This window comes from Pseudomonas maioricensis (assembly GCF_022790535.1).
Classification (GTDB): domain Bacteria; phylum Pseudomonadota; class Gammaproteobacteria; order Pseudomonadales; family Pseudomonadaceae; genus Aquipseudomonas; species Aquipseudomonas maioricensis.
On sequence record NZ_LOHG01000018.1, the window covers coordinates 36,611 to 54,196 of the forward strand.

Annotated in this window: 15 protein-coding genes; 12 read left to right on the forward strand and 3 right to left on the reverse strand. The window is 59.0% G+C overall.

The window, feature by feature from the left end:
• Positions 1-197: 197 nt before the first annotated feature.
• The 11 genes from AUC61_RS21960 to AUC61_RS22010 all read left to right on the forward strand — a co-directional run bounded on the left by AUC61_RS21960 (position 198) and on the right by AUC61_RS22010 (position 12,586).
• Positions 198-1,343 (forward strand): ABC transporter substrate-binding protein, encoded by a 1,146-nt coding sequence (locus AUC61_RS21960; RefSeq protein WP_243248276.1) that lies wholly within the window; start codon positions 198-200, stop codon positions 1,341-1,343.
• 9 nt (positions 1,344-1,352) lie between these two features.
• The gene (locus AUC61_RS21965; RefSeq protein WP_122664727.1) at positions 1,353-2,438 is read left to right on the forward strand and encodes a FecCD family ABC transporter permease; all 1,086 of its coding nucleotides are present in this window, start codon (positions 1,353-1,355) and stop codon (positions 2,436-2,438) included.
• Positions 2,435-3,223: an ABC transporter ATP-binding protein gene (locus AUC61_RS21970; RefSeq protein ID WP_243248278.1), complete on the forward strand. Its 789-nt coding sequence runs from the start codon at positions 2,435-2,437 to the stop codon at positions 3,221-3,223. The genes AUC61_RS21965 and AUC61_RS21970 overlap by 4 nt, the downstream gene beginning before the upstream one ends.
• A 280-nt stretch (positions 3,224-3,503) precedes the next feature.
• Complete coding sequence (locus AUC61_RS21975) at positions 3,504-4,556, forward strand: ABC transporter substrate-binding protein (RefSeq protein WP_243248279.1); 1,053 nt, start codon at positions 3,504-3,506, stop codon at positions 4,554-4,556.
• A 415-nt stretch (positions 4,557-4,971) separates the two neighbouring features.
• Positions 4,972-5,901, forward strand: coding sequence for an ABC transporter permease (locus AUC61_RS21980; RefSeq protein WP_243248281.1), 930 nt, complete (start codon positions 4,972-4,974; stop codon positions 5,899-5,901).
• Complete coding sequence (locus tag AUC61_RS21985) at positions 5,902-6,699, forward strand: ABC transporter permease (RefSeq protein WP_122664731.1); 798 nt, start codon at positions 5,902-5,904, stop codon at positions 6,697-6,699.
• 224 nt (positions 6,700-6,923) lie between these two features.
• Positions 6,924-8,384 (forward strand): NAD-dependent succinate-semialdehyde dehydrogenase, encoded by a 1,461-nt coding sequence (locus AUC61_RS21990; RefSeq protein ID WP_243248283.1) that lies wholly within the window; start codon positions 6,924-6,926, stop codon positions 8,382-8,384.
• 130 nt (positions 8,385-8,514) lie between these two features.
• Positions 8,515-9,600 carry an ABC transporter ATP-binding protein gene (locus tag AUC61_RS21995; RefSeq protein WP_243248284.1) on the forward strand — a complete coding sequence of 362 codons (1,086 nt, stop codon included), beginning with the start codon at positions 8,515-8,517 and terminating at the stop codon, positions 9,598-9,600.
• Positions 9,601-9,968: 368 nt separating this feature from the next.
• Positions 9,969-11,258 carry a 4-aminobutyrate--2-oxoglutarate transaminase gene (gene gabT / locus AUC61_RS22000; protein ID WP_243248286.1) on the forward strand — a complete coding sequence of 430 codons (1,290 nt, stop codon included), beginning with the start codon at positions 9,969-9,971 and terminating at the stop codon, positions 11,256-11,258.
• Between the two features lie 109 nt (positions 11,259-11,367).
• Positions 11,368-12,054: an HAD family hydrolase gene (locus AUC61_RS22005; protein ID WP_243248288.1), complete on the forward strand. Its 687-nt coding sequence runs from the start codon at positions 11,368-11,370 to the stop codon at positions 12,052-12,054.
• 40 nt (positions 12,055-12,094) lie between these two features.
• Complete coding sequence (locus AUC61_RS22010; RefSeq protein ID WP_027900155.1) at positions 12,095-12,586, forward strand: Lrp/AsnC family transcriptional regulator; 492 nt, start codon at positions 12,095-12,097, stop codon at positions 12,584-12,586.
• 168 nt (positions 12,587-12,754) lie between these two features.
• Here the strand turns inward: AUC61_RS22010 and AUC61_RS22015 are convergent, their stop codons facing one another.
• The 3 genes from AUC61_RS22015 to AUC61_RS22025 form a co-directional block, all read right to left on the reverse strand.
• Entirely contained in the window at positions 12,755-14,038 is a 1,284-nt protein-coding gene (locus tag AUC61_RS22015; protein ID WP_243248289.1) for an NAD(P)/FAD-dependent oxidoreductase, read from the reverse strand.
• A 60-nt stretch (positions 14,039-14,098) separates the two neighbouring features.
• The gene (locus AUC61_RS22020) at positions 14,099-14,803 is read right to left on the reverse strand and encodes an HAD-IA family hydrolase (protein ID WP_243248291.1); all 705 of its coding nucleotides are present in this window, start codon (positions 14,801-14,803) and stop codon (positions 14,099-14,101) included.
• 155 nt (positions 14,804-14,958) lie between these two features.
• On the reverse strand, positions 14,959-15,894 hold the full coding sequence (locus tag AUC61_RS22025; protein WP_243248293.1) for a LysR family transcriptional regulator: 936 nt from the start codon (positions 15,892-15,894) through the stop codon (positions 14,959-14,961).
• Positions 15,895-16,044: 150 nt separating this feature from the next.
• Between AUC61_RS22025 and AUC61_RS22030 the strand changes: the two genes are divergently transcribed.
• Complete coding sequence (locus AUC61_RS22030; protein ID WP_243248337.1) at positions 16,045-17,472, forward strand: aldehyde dehydrogenase family protein; 1,428 nt, start codon at positions 16,045-16,047, stop codon at positions 17,470-17,472.
• The last annotated feature ends 114 nt before the right edge of the window (positions 17,473-17,586 follow it).

The following is a 17,586-nucleotide window of genomic DNA, read 5'->3' on the forward strand; positions in this document are numbered from 1 at the left end:
AGAAAATGCATTTCAATCCCCAGACCAGGCTTGGCTCCCAAAATTACATTTCAGGCTGGCAGAGGCACATTGCCCAGTGTGAATGGTAAAACCTGACGAATGAGAACAATTCCGTTACCCTGTGCGCACTTTTTTACGGCGGATATGTCGTGCTGCCTGCGGCCGATTCGTCCTCACTTCTCGGTATGGGTAATTCAATGCGCCTGTTCACACATCTCGCGGCCGGTGTCAGCCTGCTGCTAGCCGGTCAAACCCTGGCCTTCGCAACCACCTATCCAGTCACCGTAACCGACCTCACCAACCGTCAGGTCGAGATCCCCGCCGAACCCAAACGCATTGTGTTGCAGGATGGCCGTGACCTTTTCACCCTCGCCCTGCTCGACCGCGCCGACCCGTTCCAGCGCATCGTAGCGTGGAACAACATCGTCAAACGCTCCGACCCCAACACCTGGAAAGTCTTCGAAAGCCAGTGGCCAAAAACCGCGAATCAGGCTACTGACATGAAGTTCGGTGACGACGGCGATCTCAACCTCGAAGCCGTTGTGGCGGCCCGTCCTGATTTGCTGGTGTTCCAGACCCGCGCACGCGCCTCGCTGGAAAATGCCGGTGTGGCACAGAAACTGGCCGCACTGAAAATCCCGGTGCTGTTCGTCGACAGCGACCTGGACCCGGTGGTCAACAGCCAGAAAACCGTGACGCTGCTTGGTCAGGTACTGAACCGCGAAGAAGAAGCCAAAGCCTACGTCGACTTCTACAAATCCCGACTGGCCAAAGTCGAAGCCATCACCCAGGAGCACAACAAGAAGCCCTTGGTGTTCGTGGAAGCCAAAGCTGGCCAGGGCGGCGCATCTGCCTGCTGCTTCACGCACGGTGATGTCTACTGGGGCAAACTGGTGCAGGCTGCCGGCGGCGTAAACCTCGGCTCGCAACTGCTGCCGGGCGCTACAGGTGACGTAACCCTGGAAACCGTATTGGGCAAACAGCCTGATGTGTATGTCATGACCGGCACCCAGTTCCCGGGCAACACCTCGGTGTCGCCACCCTTCGGCTTCGGTGAAAGCGTCAAACTCGACGCGATCGAGCGCCAATTGAAACTGCTGGAGCAACGCCCCGGCTTCGCCCAGCTCAAAGCCAGCCAGAATGGTCGGGTATATGGTGTCTACCACCAGTTCTACGCCAGCAGCTGGAACATTCTGGCGGTAGAAAACCTCAATCAGGCGTTCTACCCGGACAGCGCCAAACAGCTCGACGCCGCTGCCAGCCTCAAAGCGCTGTTCGGCCTGACCGGTATCAAGGCAGTCCCTGCGATTCTGTACGCGCCTGCGCCTGCTACCGGTAAATGACCCGCACTCATGACGACCTCTATCGGTAACGCTTCATCCGACGCCAGCAGCTATCAGACCCGTTACACCCATACCGTGTGGAAACGCACGGTATTGCTGATCAGTCTGCTGGTGATCGCTGTAGTGGCTTTTATTGCCGACCTGATCGTCGGTTCCGGGACGCTGACGTTCGGTCAGGCCATGAGCGGGCTGCTGCAGCCCGACAGTGTCGATGCCAGCACGCGCGTTATCCTCTGGGAATTGCGCATGCCCATGACGCTCATGGCAGTGCTCGCAGGCACCTGCCTGGCGCTGGCAGGGCTGATGATGCAGACGGTACTCGATAACCCCCTGGCCGAGCCCTTTACCTTGGGTATCTCTTCGGCCGCCGGATTCGGCGCCTCACTGGCGCTGGCCTTCAACTTTTCGCTGGGCAACGCACTGCCGGGGTTTGGAGCCGACTTGCTGGTTACCGGCAACGCCTTTCTGTTTTCCTTGCTGACAGTGGGCATCATCCTGCTCCTGACCCGTGGTCACGTTGGCTTGCAAGCCATCACCCTGCTGGGTATCGCGGTGCACTTCGTGTTCAGTTCGTTGCTGGGTCTGGTGCAGTACGTGGCCAGCGTCGATCAACTGCAAAGCATTGTGTTCTGGCTCATGGGTTCGCTGCTCCACGCGACATGGAACAAGGTCACGCTGTGCGCGATCATCGCGCTGATCGCCATTCCTGTGGTGCTCGTTCAGGCGTGGGCATTGACGGCGCTGCGCAGCTTTGGCGAACAGGCGGTGGTGTTCGGTATTCCGGTGCGACGTATTCGGACTGTGATGCTGATGCTCGCTGCGCTGCTGGCCGGTGCAGTGACCTCGGTGGTCGGTATTATCGGCTTTGTCGGTCTGGTTGCGCCGCACGTGGCGCGCCTGCTGGTAGGTGAAGACCAGCGCTTTACCATTGGCGTGACCATTGCCTGCGGGATCATCTTCGTCACCCTCGCCTCGCTGGCCAGCAAGCTGATCGTGCCGGGCGCGGTATTGCCCATCGGTATGGTCACCTCGCTGATTGGCCTGCCGTTCTTCATTATTCTTATCCTGCGTGACCGGAGACTGACATCCCGATGAGCTTCGCCACTGCTGACTACCGCGTCACTATTCACGGCAGGACTATTCTCGACGGGCTGGCCGTCAAGGCCGAGGCAGGTCGCACCCTGGCGCTACTGGGTGCCAATGGCGCAGGCAAGTCGACGTTCATGAAGGGCTTGTGCGGGCTAACCAAGGCGCATGGCTCGGCGACCATCGACGGTATCGACCTGCTGGATTCTTCGCCTGCCGTACGCGCCCGACTGATCGGCTATGTCGCTCAGGACCTGGCGCATCTGGATGTACGTCTGTCTACCTACGAACTGCTGCTACTTGCCCAGCACGGCAGCTCGCGGGGCTGGGCAACCGGCAAGGATGCCCAGCGCAAAGCCAGCGAGATGCTAGAGCTGCTGGGATTGCAGCGTTTTGCCGAATGCCAGCCGGGGCAATTGTCCGGCGGTGAACGGCAGATGATTTCTCTGGCCCTGGCATTGGTGCGCAGCCCGCGCCTGCTGCTGCTCGATGAACCGACTTCGGCGCTGGACCTGGCCAATCAACTGCAGATTCTCGATGCGGTCAGCGCCTACACACGCAAAGAGAACATCGTCACTCTGGCGATTTTCCATGACATGAATCTGGCCAGTCGCTACGCCGACGATACCCTGATGTTGCATCACGGCCATGTGCACTGCAGCGGCCCGACCCGCAGCACCCTGACCCCGGAAAACCTGGCTCATGTATACGGGGTTGATTGCCGGGCGATCAGCGTTGATGACGGCGCCTTTACGGCGATTTATCCCGTGTCGGTGCTTAAAGCTGCAGGCTGACACCTCTCTGTAGGAGCTGCCGAAGGCTGCGATAGCATTTGTTCTGACACACCGCCATCGCAGCCTTCGGCAGCTCCTACAGGATCGGCTTCTACCTCTGCACAGCGCACGACATGCCGCACCTCCTGCCTTTTTCGCAATAAAGCACTTTCGCGCAGCGCATTTGTACCCGCTTCATTTCCCGACATGCCAGTACATTAACTGGACGGTCCCGCAGAGCGACCTGCAACAAAAATCCCCAGCTCGCTTACGAATCTGCCAACCATCGGGAGTCCTTTACATGACAGTTTCCAGTATCCGTACCTTCAAGCTGGCGAGCCTGGCTATTCTTACCGGCTGCGCCAGCATGGCGTTCGCAGAGGACATCACATTCGTGTCCCAGGGCGGTGCCTATCAGGAAGCACAGAGCAAAGCGATCCTGGAACCCGCCGCCAAGAAGCTTGGCCTGACCCTCAAACAGGACAGCTCACCCAAAGCTTATCCGATCATCAAGACCCAGGTCGAAAGCGGCAAAGTCACCTGGGACGTGGTTGACCTGCCCACCGGTGACTGCGTTCGTGGCCAACAGGAAGGCCTGTTTGAAAAGCTCGACCTAGCGTTGATCCCTAACGCAGCGCAATTGCCCGCGGACCTCAAGGATGATTACAGCGTCGGCTACATCAGCTACTCCACCGTGCTTGCCTATCGCACAGACGCGTTCAAGGGCGACAAAGCGCCGAAGACTTGGGCTGATTTTTGGGACACAAAGAAATTCCCGGGGCAACGTTCACTGCGCAACTTGCCGCGCCCAACCCTTGAAATAGCCCTGCTTGCCGATGGTGTTGCGCCCGACAAACTTTACCCGCTGGACGTGGAACGGGCCTTCAAGAAGCTCGAAGAAATCAAGCCGCACATTGCCACCTGGTGGACCTCGGGTGGCCAGTCGGCACAACTCATCAGCGACGGCGAAGTGGACATGATCCAGGCGTGGAATGGCCGCATCACCGCTGTTCAGGCTGACGGCGCACCGGTCGCCTTCGATTACAACCAGGGCGTGCTGGAGACCAATTCGCTCTGCGTGCTCAAAGGCTCTCCACACAAGGTGGCGGCCATGAAGTTCGTCAACGAAGCCATCGACGCCAAACTGCAGGCCGCGCTGCCGATGATCATCGATTACGGCCCGCTCAACCCTGAAGCATTCAAGACCGGAACGATCCCGGCAGAACGTGCCGCCAAGCTGCCTTCATCGCCGGAAAACATCTCCCGCCAGGCGTTGCTGTCGGCCAAGTGGTGGGCATCCGCAGATGGCATCAAGGCTGAAGAGCGCTGGTTGTCGTTTGTGCAGAAGAAGTAAGGACTCCGCGCTCACCTGGAGCGGCTTCGGTCTCAATGGCACCACGCTGTCGCGAAACAAACATTGCCCCTGTAGAAGCGCACGAGCACCGCGAGGCCGCGATAGCGGTGCATCAGACAAGACGCCATCGCGGCCTCGCGGTGCTCGTGCGCTCCTACAGATTCAGCTTTGACGCGCTCAACGCAGGACATGCCGTCCACCTGCCTCATTACGCAATAAAGCACTTCGGCGCAGGGCATTTCAGCGGCTTCATTTGCCCGCATCTGGGTACATTAGAAATTGCACGGTCCCGCAGAGCGACCGGACATCAAACACGCTTGCTTTCAGCATCTGCCCCCACCCTTCGGGAGTCGTTCACATGCCAACACTCAAGCATTGCGCCTTTCAGCGCTTCAGCCAGTGACGGGAGAAAGACATGTCCAATGCTTATCTCGCCAAGTCCCTGCCCGAATCCGATAACGACAAGCAACAGCCACCGCTGACCAGCGCCGATGCCCTTGCCCGTGAAGAGCGCAAGGAAAACACCTCGATGATGCTGCTGCTCACCCCCGCGCTGTTGATGGTGGCGGTACTGCTGATTCTGCCGATGTGCTGGCTGGCCTTTCAGTCGGTGCAAACCGAAGAAGGCTTCTCTCTGGCCAACTACTTTCGCATCTTTGAAGAGCGGATTTACTGGGACACGTTCGTGCTGACCTTCAAGATCAGCTTCATCGTAACCGTCCTGTCGATTCTGCTGGGTTTCCCCATCGCCTACGCCGCTTCACGCCTGCACGGCTTCTGGGCGAATCTCATTCTGATCTGCGTGATCATCCCGTTCTGGACCAGCGTCCTGGTGCGCTCCTATGCCTGGCTGGTCCTGCTGCAACGTCGCGGGCTGGTCAACCAGACACTGATGGACATGGGCATCATCGATCAACCACTGAACCTGATGCACAACACCACGGGTACGGTCATCGGCACCTTGCACGTGATGTTGCCGTTCATGGTGTTGCCGCTGTATTCGGTGATGAAAAAAATCCCGCAAGACTTGATGCAAGCCTCGGAAAGCCTGGGCGCCAAGCCGTTTTATACCTTCCGCCGGGTATTTTTGCCCATGGCCGCCCCCGGCATCATGGCCGGCTCGATTCTGGTCTTCGTGATTTGTCTGGGCTTCTTCATCACCCCTGAACTGCTCGGTGGCGGACGCACCATCCTCGTGTCGATGCTGGTACAGCGTAACGTCGAGCTTTACCACGCCTGGGGAGCCGCAAGCGCCGTGGGTCTGGTGCTGCTGTTTGTGGTGTTCCTGATTTTCTGGGGTATCAACAAGTTCATCCCGATTGAACGCATCCTGGGAGCGCGCTAAATGAAACTGGTTGCCTATTTGCGTCAGGTCCGTCTCTCCCACCTGCTCTTCACGGTGCTGGTGGCAGCCATTCTGCTGTACCTGATCCTGCCGGTGCTGATCGTGGTGCCGATGTCGTTCTCCGAAGCACGCTTCCTGCAGTTCCCGCCCAAAGAGTGGTCGCTGCGCTGGTACGCGGCGTTTTTCCAGAGCGCCGAATGGATGTCGGCGGCACGCGTCAGCCTGATCACCGCTGCGGTCACTACGCTGGTCAGCCTGCCCATTGGCATGGCCGCCGCCTACGCCATCAACAGCTCCAGTCTGAAGGTGGTGCGCACACTGCAAATCATCCTGCTGCTGCCCATGATGGTGCCGATCATCCTGATCGCAGCCGGCGTGTTTTTCGTCTACGCCCGAGTAGGCCTGATCAGCTCCATGACCGGCCTGATTCTGGCGCACATCATGCTGGCGTTGCCGTACGTGATCATCGCGTTGCTGGCTGGCCTGCGTAATTTCGACATGTCGCAGGAGATGGTCGCACGCAGCCTGGGCATGAATCGCTTCCGCGCGTTCATGGCGGTAACCCTGCCGCAGATCAAACCGAGCCTGGTTTCCGCCACGCTGTTCGCGTTTATCACTTCGCTGGATGAAACCGTGGTTGCGCTGTTCATTTCCGGTGGTGACAACCAGACCCTGACCAAAAGGATGTTCACGGCCCTGCGCGATGAAATCGACCCGACGATTGCAGCGATCAGCTCGATTCTGATTCTGGCTTCGCTGTTGCTGGTGGTGATTGCGGGGCGCAACAAACCAAGCTGACAACACCTCCTTGCAGGAGCTGCCGAAGGCTGCGAAGGCAATGGTCTGACAAACCGCTTCGCAGCCTTCGGCAGCTCCTACAGGGGATCGGCGAAGAGCAACATCTGCTGCCAGCACCTGGAATTCAGCATCTATCGCCCGTTCCTGTGGCCATCTCGGCATCGGTCGCTGGGCAGACATTTTTACAATGAGTCCACCGTTCGGACCTTCAAGGCACCTTGATCATGTTGAAAAATACCCTGCGTGACCCTTCTCTTTTTGTCGAGCGCGCCTACGTCAATGGCGAGTGGATCAATGCCGATGACGGCGCGACGCTGGACGTCACTAACCCCGCAGACGGTAGCGTGATAGCTCGGGTGCCCGCGCTGCAAGCCGCTGAAACCCGCCGCGCCATTGCTGCGGCTGAAGCGCGCTTCGTGACCTGGCGCGAGGTCCCCGCTGCCGAACGTGCAAAGCTGCTGGAAGCCTGGTTCAAGCTGATCATGGACAATCAGGAAGACCTGGCGCTGATCATGACCGCCGAACAAGGTAAACCTCTGGCGGAGTCCCGAGGTGAAATTGCCTACGGTGCCAGCTTCGTTAAATGGTTCGCCGAGGAGGCGCGGCGTATCTACGGCGATACTATTCCGTCGCCGGTGGCTGACCGACGCATCATTGTGCTCAAGCAGCCGGTTGGTGTGGTGGCGGCCATTACGCCATGGAACTTCCCCAACGCGATGATCACCCGCAAATGCGCGCCTGCGCTGGCGGCGGGCTGCCCGGTGCTGGTCAAACCTTCGGAAATGACGCCACTGTCGGCCTTGGCACTGGCGGTACTGGCGGAACGCGCCGGTATTCCCGCAGGTGTGTTCAACGTATTGACGGGGCTGCCTGCCGGGGTTGGCGGTGAAATGACCAGTAACCCCGCAGTGCGCAAACTGTCATTCACTGGCTCGACTCGGGTCGGGCAACTGCTGATGAGCCAATGCGCGAGCACGATCAAACGCCTGAGTCTGGAACTGGGTGGCAACGCCCCTTTCATCGTCTTCGATGATGCCGACCTGGACCTGGCGATCGCCGGCGTCATGCAAAGCAAATTCCGCAACGCCGGGCAAACCTGTGTCTGTGCCAACCGGATTCTGGTTCAGGACGGCATTTATGACCGCTTCGCAGAACGTCTGAGCGCCGCAGTCGCCGAACTGAAAGTCGGCGACGGCCTGCAAACCGGCGTCACGATTGGTCCGTTGATCAACGCCGCAGCGGTGGACAAAGTAGCCCGCCATATCGGCGACGCGCTGGAAAAAGGCGCAAGCGTGGTGATCGGCGGCGCACCTCAGGGCGACGGTCTGTATGTCCAGCCGACCGTTCTGCGCGACGCCAAGGCCGACATGCTGCTGGCCAGCGAAGAGACCTTTGGCCCTGTTGCGCCGCTGTTCCGCTTCAAGGACGAAGCCGAAGCACTGGCACTGGCCAATGCGACTCCTTATGGGCTGGGCGCCTATTATTTCACCCAGGACATGCGCCGCGCCTGGCGTGTGGGCGAGCGCCTGGAGTTCGGCATGGTCGGTTTGAATACCGGGATCATTTCCATGGAAGTCGCTCCTTTCGGCGGCATGAAGCAGTCAGGTACCGGCCGTGAAGGTTCCAAGTACGGCCTCGACGAGTTCCTCGAAGTCAAAGCCTGGCATATCGGCGGCCTGGACTGACGGCCAGCGTTAGAGACAGATACCGCCGGGCAGCAGATCCTGTTTTCCCGGCGGCTCAAAACGGCACGAACACGGCCAGCGCCTGTGTTCAGATGGATGCAGACACTCGCTCTGCAAGGGAGGACGCTTCATGAATTTCAACGAAGGTTTTGAATCGGTCAGCGTCAATCAGGTCTGCAAGGATTACGGCAGCCTCAAGGCATTGAACAATGTGAACCTGAAGGTCGAAGCGGGAGAGTTCATGTCCCTGCTGGGCCCCTCAGGATCGGGCAAAACTACGTTGCTGAGCATTCTCGGCGGATTCATCAGGGTCAGCTCCGGCAGCATTTTATTTGGCGAGCGAGACGTGACGTTGATGCCGCCGCACAAGCGCGAGATCGGCGTGGTGTTTCAGAACTACGCCCTGTTTCCGCACATGACCGTGGGCGAGAACGTCGCCTTCCCGCTACGTGCCCGGGGTGAAAGTGCATCGAAAAGCCTTGGGCGGGTCAAGCAGGCGCTGGCAACCGTTGAGCTGACCGGCTACGAAAACCGCTCGATTGCGGCACTCTCGGGTGGCCAGCGCCAGCGGGTAGCATTGGCCCGCGCCATTGTCTTCGAACCCAAGCTGATCCTGATGGACGAGCCACTTTCCGCGCTGGACAAACAACTGCGCGAGACCATGCAGATCGAATTGCGCGCCCTGCACAAACGCCTCGGTGCGACGATGATTTACGTGACCCACGATCAGCGTGAAGCCCTGACCATGAGCGACCGCATTGCGATCATGCGCGGCGGCCAACTGGTGCAGGTCGATACCCCTCGCCGTCTGCATGACCACCCTTCCGACGACTTCGTCGCCAGCTTCATCGGCGAAAGTACCCTGGTCCCCCTGCAGCGCAGCGACAACGGCCTCACGCTGGGCGCAACAGCCCTGCGCACGACGCGTCCGATCCCGCCATCCGGCGATGTGTTTCTGGCCCTGCAATCGGAAAAACTGCTATTGGACAACGAGACCTCGGGCCCCGAATGGAACCGTCTGCGCGGCCGTGTTTCGGACATCGTTTTCCAGGGCGAAAGCCTCAAGGTGTTCGTCGATCTTGAAGGCGGCCCGACCGTGAGCCTGCGTCAGCCAAGCCATCACGAAGGCAATCTGAGCCTGCCGCCCATTGGCTCGCCTATGTTCATGCGCCTGCACCCGGAAGACACCATCGTGGTGCCGCGCGCAGTGGTTTGACTTATGAACCAAACATACCTATCCAGTTGAAAGGCTATTACTTTGTGGGAGCAGATAGTGATTGTGGGAGCCGGGCTAGCCCGCGATGCATGAAACGCAGCCATTAGCCACACCGCGTAATCGTTCATCGCGCGCAAGCTCAGCTCCCACATAGCCGGTCCTACGGGATTGCAGGCCAACATAGAATCTCCCACAGGGGTTTGCGGCCCACCCAGAATTGCCTGCAGCCCCCCACAGCGAAATATTCCGTAACCTCCCCCTAAAACAGTCGATCACAGCGCTGGCCCGGGCAACTTCAGTGCTTGTGGTTCTGGCCAGTGCTTATCCTGAACACATCACCTGCCACCCTGGCGTTCACGGAGATTGAGATGAATTCTGCACTGACTGAAAACCAACGCCTGCTCGCCCTGCGTGAGCAACACGTCCCGCGCGGCATCATTACGGCTCATCCGGTCGTGGCAGCTCGCGCTGAAGGTGCGCAGTTGTGGGACGTAGACGGCAAGCGCTATCTGGATTTCGTTGGCGGCATCGGCGTACTCAACGTGGGTCACAACCATCCGCGGGTGGTTGAGGCCGTGCGTCGTCAGGTGGGCGAAATATCACATGCCAGCTTCCAGGTCGTGGCCTACCCCAACTACATCGAAGTGGCCTCACGCCTGAACAAACTGATTGGTGGTGATGAACACTACAAAAGCGTGCTGTTCACCTCGGGCGCTGAAGCGGTCGAGAACGCGATCAAGATTGCCCGGGGCCACACCAATCGCACCGCGGTGATCTCCTTCCGTGGCGGCTTCCACGGCCGGACGTTGCTGGGCGTGACCCTGACCGGCATGAGCCAGCCCTACAAACAGAACTTCGGGCCTTTCCCGGCCGAGATCTATCACGCCACCTATCCGAACCCGTATCGCGGCATCAGCAGCGATGACGCATTGGCCGAACTGGACGAGCTGTTCGCCACTGATGTCGCCCCCGATCGTGTGGCCGCAATCATCATCGAGCCGGTTCAGGGCGACGGCGGTTTCATCGCCGCATCCAATGAGTTTCTGCAGGCCTTGCGAGCGCGCTGCACCCAGCACGGTATCGTGCTGATCCTCGATGAAATCCAGGCTGGCTTCGGGCGTACCGGCGCCATGTTCGGCTTCCAGCACGCAGGCATCAAACCTGATCTGGTAACGGTTGCCAAGAGCCTGGCGGGCGGCATGCCTTTGTCTGCCGTGACAGGTCGCGCCGAAATCATGGACGCGCCTACTCCTGGTGGTCTGGGCGGCACGTATGGCGGTAACGCGGTGGCGTGTGCTGCGGCGCTGGCGGTTCTGGATCTGTTCGAAGAGCAGGATCTGCTGAGCCAGGGCGAGAAACTGGCAGCACAGTTACGCGAAGGCCTGTTTGCCCTGCAAGCCCGCTACCCGCGCATTGGCGATGTACGCGGTCTGGGCTTCATGCAAGCCATCGAAATGGTCGCCGCCGACAGCAAGCAGAGCCCCGATGCCGCGCTGGCGCAAAAAGTCATCGACGAAGCGCGCAACGCTGGCTTGTTGGTGATCAAGTGCGGCGTGCACCGCAACGTGGTGCGCTTCCTCGCCCCGCTCGTGACAACACCTGAGCAAGTGGCAGAAGCCTTGCAGATGCTCGACACCGCACTGGCTGCCGCCTGCTGAAATAACGCGGTACGCAACCTGGCCCGGCCTGCCCTTGCAGCGCCGGGGCCCGGATCAGATCCGGGGCTGAACCATGACGGAACCGACAGCTGTAACTCAGGAGCGAATCATGAAAGTCACCCAGTACAAGGCATTGGGTTTTTCCTTTGGGACACTGGTTGATCGAGAACGGGGCATCCTGGAGGGACTTCGACCGCTGGCGGTGCAGAGCACCCCCACCCCGAGTGACGAGCAACTGCTACAGGCTTATCGACACACAGCTCAAGAGCTGATCACCAGTACCTCAGGCGTTAGCCCAAGGGCTTTCCACGGTCAGTTGTACCAACGTCTGGCTCACCAATTGCATACCATTCCTGACTGGGATCAGAGTGTTGCTTTCAGTAGCTCTTCTGACCACTGGCCCATATTTGAAGATGTTCCGGGTGCCTTGCAGTACCTGAGCAAGTTCTACCGTTTGATACTGATTGCCCCACCGCACGGTATCGATATGAGCTCGCTGACCAGCCGCCTGCCGGTGACGTTCGACGCGGTTATCGAACCCAGCAGCAACGACTGGCACATGAGTCTGGATGCCGCGTTACTCCAGCTGGAGCTGGAGCGATCAGAACTGTTACCGGTGCGCAGTACGGAAACGGATGATCCCTGGAATGAGCGGGTGGATTTTCCGGTGTGTACGTTGCAACGGGGTCATAGCCAGCCGTGGAATCACTCCCCGCAGGCTCTGGACGGCAAGCGCTGTGAATACGCCAGCCTGGCAGACCTCGTTCATGCGCATCAAAAAGCGCTGCATGCCTGAGGCGTGACAGCCAGGATTTTGAAATTGCGAGGACTGAACCATGGACGCGGCAACCAAGCTCGATCGTATCGACATCAACATCCTGGTCCAACTGCAGAAAGACGGGCGAATGACCAACGTCAGCCTCGCCGAAGCCGTCGGCCTGTCTCCCAGTCCTTGCTTGCAGCGGGTCAAGCGTCTTGAGTCGGCTGGCTACATCAGCGGCTACGAAGCGCACGTCAACCTGGCCAAATTTGCCAATTCAGTCACCGTCTTCACCGAAGTGACCCTCTCGGACCACAAGCGTGGCGACTTCGTGAAATTCGAATCGAGCATCCGCAACATCGATGAAGTGCTTGAGTGCCATTTGATCAGCGGCGGCTACGACTATCTGGTGCGCTTCCTGTGCAGCAGCATTCAGCATTATCAGGAGCTGATGGAGTCGATCCTGGACAAGAATATCGGCATCGAAAAATACTTCAGCTACATCGTGATCAAGTCACCCGTAGTGAAAAGCACCGTGCCACTGCGCAGTCTGGTCAGGGCGGTTTGACAACACTGGATCTGTAACAACACTGGATCTGTAGGAGCTCACCGAGGTTACGAGGCCAGCAATAGCGGCTTGTCTGACACTCCGCTATCGCTGGCCTCGTAACCTCGGTGAGCTCCTACAGGATCGGTTCAATTTTTTTCGACAGGAGCAGATCCTTTCTGCGGCCATTCACCGGCCAATAACATCCAGAAACTGCTGCCATCCCGCCGCCAGGCGAACGCCGGGCGCACGGAAGGCATGCAGGGGGATGGGGTTGAATTTGTCACCGCTGAGCAAGCCCAGCTCGACCTTCTCGCCTGCGGTCATCTTCGCCAACTGAGTGCCCATCCAGGTCGACATGGCGACCCCACCACCGTTGTACCCGATGGCGTAAAAACTGCGCTCATCCAGCTGTCCGGCATGGGGCAGATAATCCAGCGTCATGGCGACCAGACCGGACCAGCGGAAATCGACCTTGCAGTCCCGCAGAACGGGAAAGACCTCGCCCATGCTGCGTTGCAGGGTCCGGAAAGCACTCTGCGAATCGTTCTTGCCGAACGCCCCGCGTCCACCAAAGATCAGCCTGTCACCGACAATCCGGAACCAGCGCAACATACGTTTGGTGTCACCACACACCTGCCCGCCGGGCATGATCTGCGCCAGCACATCAGGCGATAACGGTTCGGTGGCAATGATTGCACTGCGAAACGGAATAAGACGTCGATGCAAGGTATCGGTAACGCGCGTCAGATCGGAATACCCGTTGGTGGCATAGATAATCTGACGCGCACTGATCCGCCCTTGAGGCGTTTGCACAACCACACGACCGGCCTCATGACGCACGTTTTCGGCCGGGCTATTGATAAACAACCTGACACCCCGCTCCGTGAGGCTTTGCGCGATGCCACGGGCGTAATTCATGGGGTGAATCCCGCCTGCCTTTGGCGTCAGCAGACCACCGGCAAAAAGCGTGGAACCGGTCATTTCCTGCACCTGTGCGGCGCTGATCATGACCGAGGACGCGCCACCGGTTTCACGCTTGATCCAGTTCGCGGTGGATTCCAGCCCGCCAAGGGCGTGAACATTATGCGCAGCAGCGATATGCCCGCCCATGTTGAGCTGAGCGCCGGTCAGCCCCAGGCTGTCGACCATCTCGATCAGGCTGTCGACCGCCGCATAACCCGTGCGATACATCTGCAGCGCAATGTCGCGACCAAAGCGCTCCATAAGCGTCGGAAAACCTACCCGAAACTTAGGCGAGACGACACCGCCATTACGCCCGCTAGCGCCCCAGGCCAGGGTGTTGGCCTCGACAATCAACGGCTCGCGCCCGCTCAGGGCAATATGGTGTGCCGCCGACAGGCCGGTATAACCTGCACCGATGATCACCACATCACATTGGCGGTCGCCTTCGAGGGATTGCAGGGCGGGACAAGGTTGGGCGGTTGCCGCCCACAAGCTCTGAACAGTCATGACCAGCATCCGGCTAAAAAGAGGAATGACGCCCGCGACGAAAACCGGGCGTCCAGGTCATCAACCCAGTTCTTTCTCGACTGCGTCGGCCAGTTGCGCCAGCGAAGTGAAGTGATAATGCGGTTCGACGCGCTCGGACTCCAGCGTGCCGCCGGTGCCCTTCTGTGCGAAGCGACGCTCGATCCAGCAGGTCTGATAGCCCAGACGCATCGCCACGCCGATATCGTGGTACTGGCTTTGCGCGACATGCAGAATGTTTTCAAACAGGATGCCCTGAGTTGCCAGCACGCCACGGGTGTAGGCAAAAAACTGCGGGTCGGGTTTTTCGAAACGAACATCGTCCACGGTTACGCGAACATCAAATGGCTCATCCAGAGTCTTGGCCATGAAATCCAGTGCCCAGATCCGCGAGTTGGTGGTGGCCACTAGTTTGAAATGCTTGCGCAGGCGTTTCAGTGCTTCAACCGAATCCGGGAACGCCGGGAAGTTCTTCACCGCCAGGCTGAGGCCTTTGGCGTACTCATCGTTATCCGGCAGATTCAGCTTCGAAGCGATGACGTGGTAGCAGCGTTCGAGGTCATCCGGCCACCACCCCGAATCAGTCGAGGCACGCGCTTCGCGATAAGCCTTGAGGATGTCGTCGTCGCTGTGGTTTTTACCCGCTTCGCCCGCGACTTCACGCACGTGAGCAAGAATGCCGGCTTCGAAATCAATGAGCGTGCCGACGACATCGAACGTCAGGGCTTTGAACTGCTTGAATGACATAAGGCGCTCCGCAAGATTATTCATGAGGGGAAAGCTGTCTGGCCAGAGGTATTATCTGCCCTGACTTCTCGTGAAATATTCCGTTTTGAGCGCGCCTCGAAGCATAACCTACGGTTTTTTCAGGATGCGCGGCACACCTTGACTCAGGGCCTTGATCAGAGCAGCTTCGCCAGGCCTAAATCGGGGTAAAGCTCATGCACTTGAGCGATGTCGGAACGCATCTCTTCAATGATCCAGTCGCGGATATTTTCCACCACCGGACGCACCGGACGATTCGCCGGAGTGACCAGGCAACAGCGCCGATTCGAGATGCGGATCTGTTCGGTAGCAGGCACCAATTCACCTTTGACCAGGCTGTTCGACACCACCGTCAACCAGCCCAGGGCCATTCCCTGCCCTAACAAGGCAGCCTGCACGACCACCGCATAATCAGAGAATATCAAGGCATTTTCCGTGCGACCTGAAGAACCGAACTCCAGCGTCCAGTCGCGATCCTGATTGTCCATGCAGATCAGAGTGGGGGACTGCTTTTTAGCCTCATCACGCAGCACTTGCTTGAGGTAAAGCGGGTTGCAGACAGGTAAGGTTATTTCAGGTAGAACCAGTGTATCCGTGGCTTTCAGACTGCCTGCGTCGATGTAACGCATGCCCAGATCCACGTCCACCAACGGGCCGCCAATCCGCCCGGACATCAACTGAAAACGCATGTCCACACTGGGAAAGCGTTGACTGAAACGGCTCATGCGCGGCATCAACCAATGGGTGGTAAACGCGGTTGAAACGGACAGTGTCACCGTTTCTATGCCAGTGGCACGGGACTCAATTTCGCTGATCGCCGACTCGATAGTGCTGAAGCCTTCCTGCACCCTTCGGTACAGAATGCTGCCGCTTTCGGTGAGTCGCGCACCACCGCGAGTGCGTTCGAATAGCTGCACGCCGAGATGCTCCTCAAGCCGGGACAACATGCGGCTAACCGCTGGCTGGCTGACGCACAATTCATCCGCCGCCCGTGTGAAGCTGCCACACCGCGCAGCCGCCTCGAAGACGAATAGAGAACTGGAACTGGGGAGCTTTCGACGAAGATTAGACATGATCTGAGCTTATGCCTGGAACAACTATTAGTAAATTGCCGGATGCGTAAACAGGTGCTTATTCTTGCGAGCGACCGGGTGCAGTTTTCAGAAACCGTTAACCCGCCGCCCGCCCTTTTTTCGCTCGCCTTGATGAGGCTGCACCAGATGATCGAAAACACCCTGAAGTTTTATATCGATGGCCGCTGGGTAAACCCGGCGAGCGACTTTCAATTGCCGGTGATCAATCCGGCGACTGAACAGCCATTCAGCCAGATTGCCATGGGTAACCAGACCGACGTGGACGCCGCCGTGAGTGCGGCCCGTCGCGCGTTCCCGGCCTTCGCCAGCACTTCACCGGCCGAGAGAATCACCCTGCTTGAACAGGTGCTGGACGTGTTCATGCAGCGTTATAACGAGATTGCCGAGGCGATCATGGCCGAAGTCGGCGCGCCCAGAGCTCTGGCTTATGACTGGCAAGCGGGGATCGGCAAACGTCACCTGCAACAGTTACTGCGCACGCTGGACACGTTTGCCTTTCAAAAAACCAACGGCAACACCCTGATCAATCTGGAACCCGTGGGTGTCGTTGCGCTGATCACGCCATGGAACTGGCCGATCAATCAGATCGTGTGCAAGGTCGCACCGGCACTGGCCGCGGGCTGCACCATGGTTCTCAAGCCCAGCGAGATTGCACCACTGAATGCACTGCTGTTTGCTGAGGTCATGCACGAAGCCGGCGTCCCGGCCGGGGTGTTCAATCTGATCAATGGCGACGGCCCTACCGTAGGCGCAGCGTTGGCAGCCCACCCCAACGTGGACATGGTGTCATTCACCGGTTCGACCCGCGCGGGCATTGAAGTCGCGCGCCTGGCTGCGCCAACGGTCAAACGCGTCCATCAGGAACTGGGCGGCAAATCGGCCAACATCCTCCTTGATGATGTGGACCTGGAGAAAGCCGTGACCTCCGGCGTCAACGGCTGCTTTGGCAACAGTGGCCAGTCGTGCAACGCCCCCACTCGCATGCTGGTGCCCGCTGCGCTGCATGATCAGGCTGTGCAAATTGCGCGTCGTGCTGCCCTCGCCCATCACGTCGGCGCGCCTACGGATGAGCAATCGACAATGGGGCCGGTCATCAGCGAACGACAGTTCCAGGCCATTCAGCGAATGATTGCGATCGGCATTGAAGAAGGTGCGCAACTGGTCTGCGGCGGGCTGGGCAAGCCTGAAGGTCTGGAGCGTGGTTATTACGTGAAACCCACGGTATTCGCCGGGGTAACGCCGGACATGACCATCGCGCGGGAAGAAATCTTCGGCCCGGTACTGGTCATTCAGGCCTATGACAACGATGAGCATGCGGTCGCTCTGGCCAACGACAGCGTGTTTGGTCTGGCCGGATACGTGCAGTCGTCCAACCTGCAGCGGGCACGAGACATTGCCTTGCAACTGCGGGTCGGCGGCGTGTACATCAACCATCCTGACTGGAACCCCGGAGCACCTTTTGGCGGCTACAAACAATCGGGCAATGGCCGGGAATATGCCGAATGGGGGCTGGAAGCGTTTTTGGAGACCAAGGCAATTGTGGGCTTCCACCGGTAAAACTCGAGTGGGATCGGCTAAAGCCGGTCCCACGTCGCCCATGAGCACCATTTCTGTGGGAGCACCTGGGTGCCGCTGTCTCGTGGCAAACGTATGACCTGTAGGAGCTGCCGA

Excerpts from the sequence above, each read along its gene's own strand:
- AUC61_RS22005 (WP_243248288.1), top strand. The coding sequence starts at position 11,368 with ATGAAAGTCACCCAGTACAAGGCATTGGGTTTTTCCTTTGGGACACTG.
- AUC61_RS21965 (WP_122664727.1), top strand. The coding sequence starts at position 1,353 with ATGACGACCTCTATCGGTAACGCTTCATCCGACGCCAGCAGCTATCAG.
- AUC61_RS21975 (WP_243248279.1), top strand. The coding sequence starts at position 3,504 with ATGACAGTTTCCAGTATCCGTACCTTCAAGCTGGCGAGCCTGGCTATT.
- AUC61_RS22015 (WP_243248289.1), bottom strand. The coding sequence starts at position 14,038 with ATGACTGTTCAGAGCTTGTGGGCGGCAACCGCCCAACCTTGTCCCGCC.
- AUC61_RS22010 (WP_027900155.1), top strand. The coding sequence starts at position 12,095 with ATGGACGCGGCAACCAAGCTCGATCGTATCGACATCAACATCCTGGTC.
- AUC61_RS21995 (WP_243248284.1), top strand. The coding sequence starts at position 8,515 with ATGAATTTCAACGAAGGTTTTGAATCGGTCAGCGTCAATCAGGTCTGC.
- AUC61_RS21980 (WP_243248281.1), top strand. The coding sequence starts at position 4,972 with ATGTCCAATGCTTATCTCGCCAAGTCCCTGCCCGAATCCGATAACGAC.
- AUC61_RS21990 (WP_243248283.1), top strand. The coding sequence starts at position 6,924 with ATGTTGAAAAATACCCTGCGTGACCCTTCTCTTTTTGTCGAGCGCGCC.
- AUC61_RS21985 (WP_122664731.1), top strand. The coding sequence starts at position 5,902 with ATGAAACTGGTTGCCTATTTGCGTCAGGTCCGTCTCTCCCACCTGCTC.
- AUC61_RS22025 (WP_243248293.1), bottom strand. The coding sequence starts at position 15,894 with ATGTCTAATCTTCGTCGAAAGCTCCCCAGTTCCAGTTCTCTATTCGTC.
- AUC61_RS21960 (WP_243248276.1), top strand. The coding sequence starts at position 198 with ATGCGCCTGTTCACACATCTCGCGGCCGGTGTCAGCCTGCTGCTAGCC.
- gabT (WP_243248286.1), top strand. The coding sequence starts at position 9,969 with ATGAATTCTGCACTGACTGAAAACCAACGCCTGCTCGCCCTGCGTGAG.
- AUC61_RS22020 (WP_243248291.1), bottom strand. The coding sequence starts at position 14,803 with ATGTCATTCAAGCAGTTCAAAGCCCTGACGTTCGATGTCGTCGGCACG.
- AUC61_RS21970 (WP_243248278.1), top strand. The coding sequence starts at position 2,435 with ATGAGCTTCGCCACTGCTGACTACCGCGTCACTATTCACGGCAGGACT.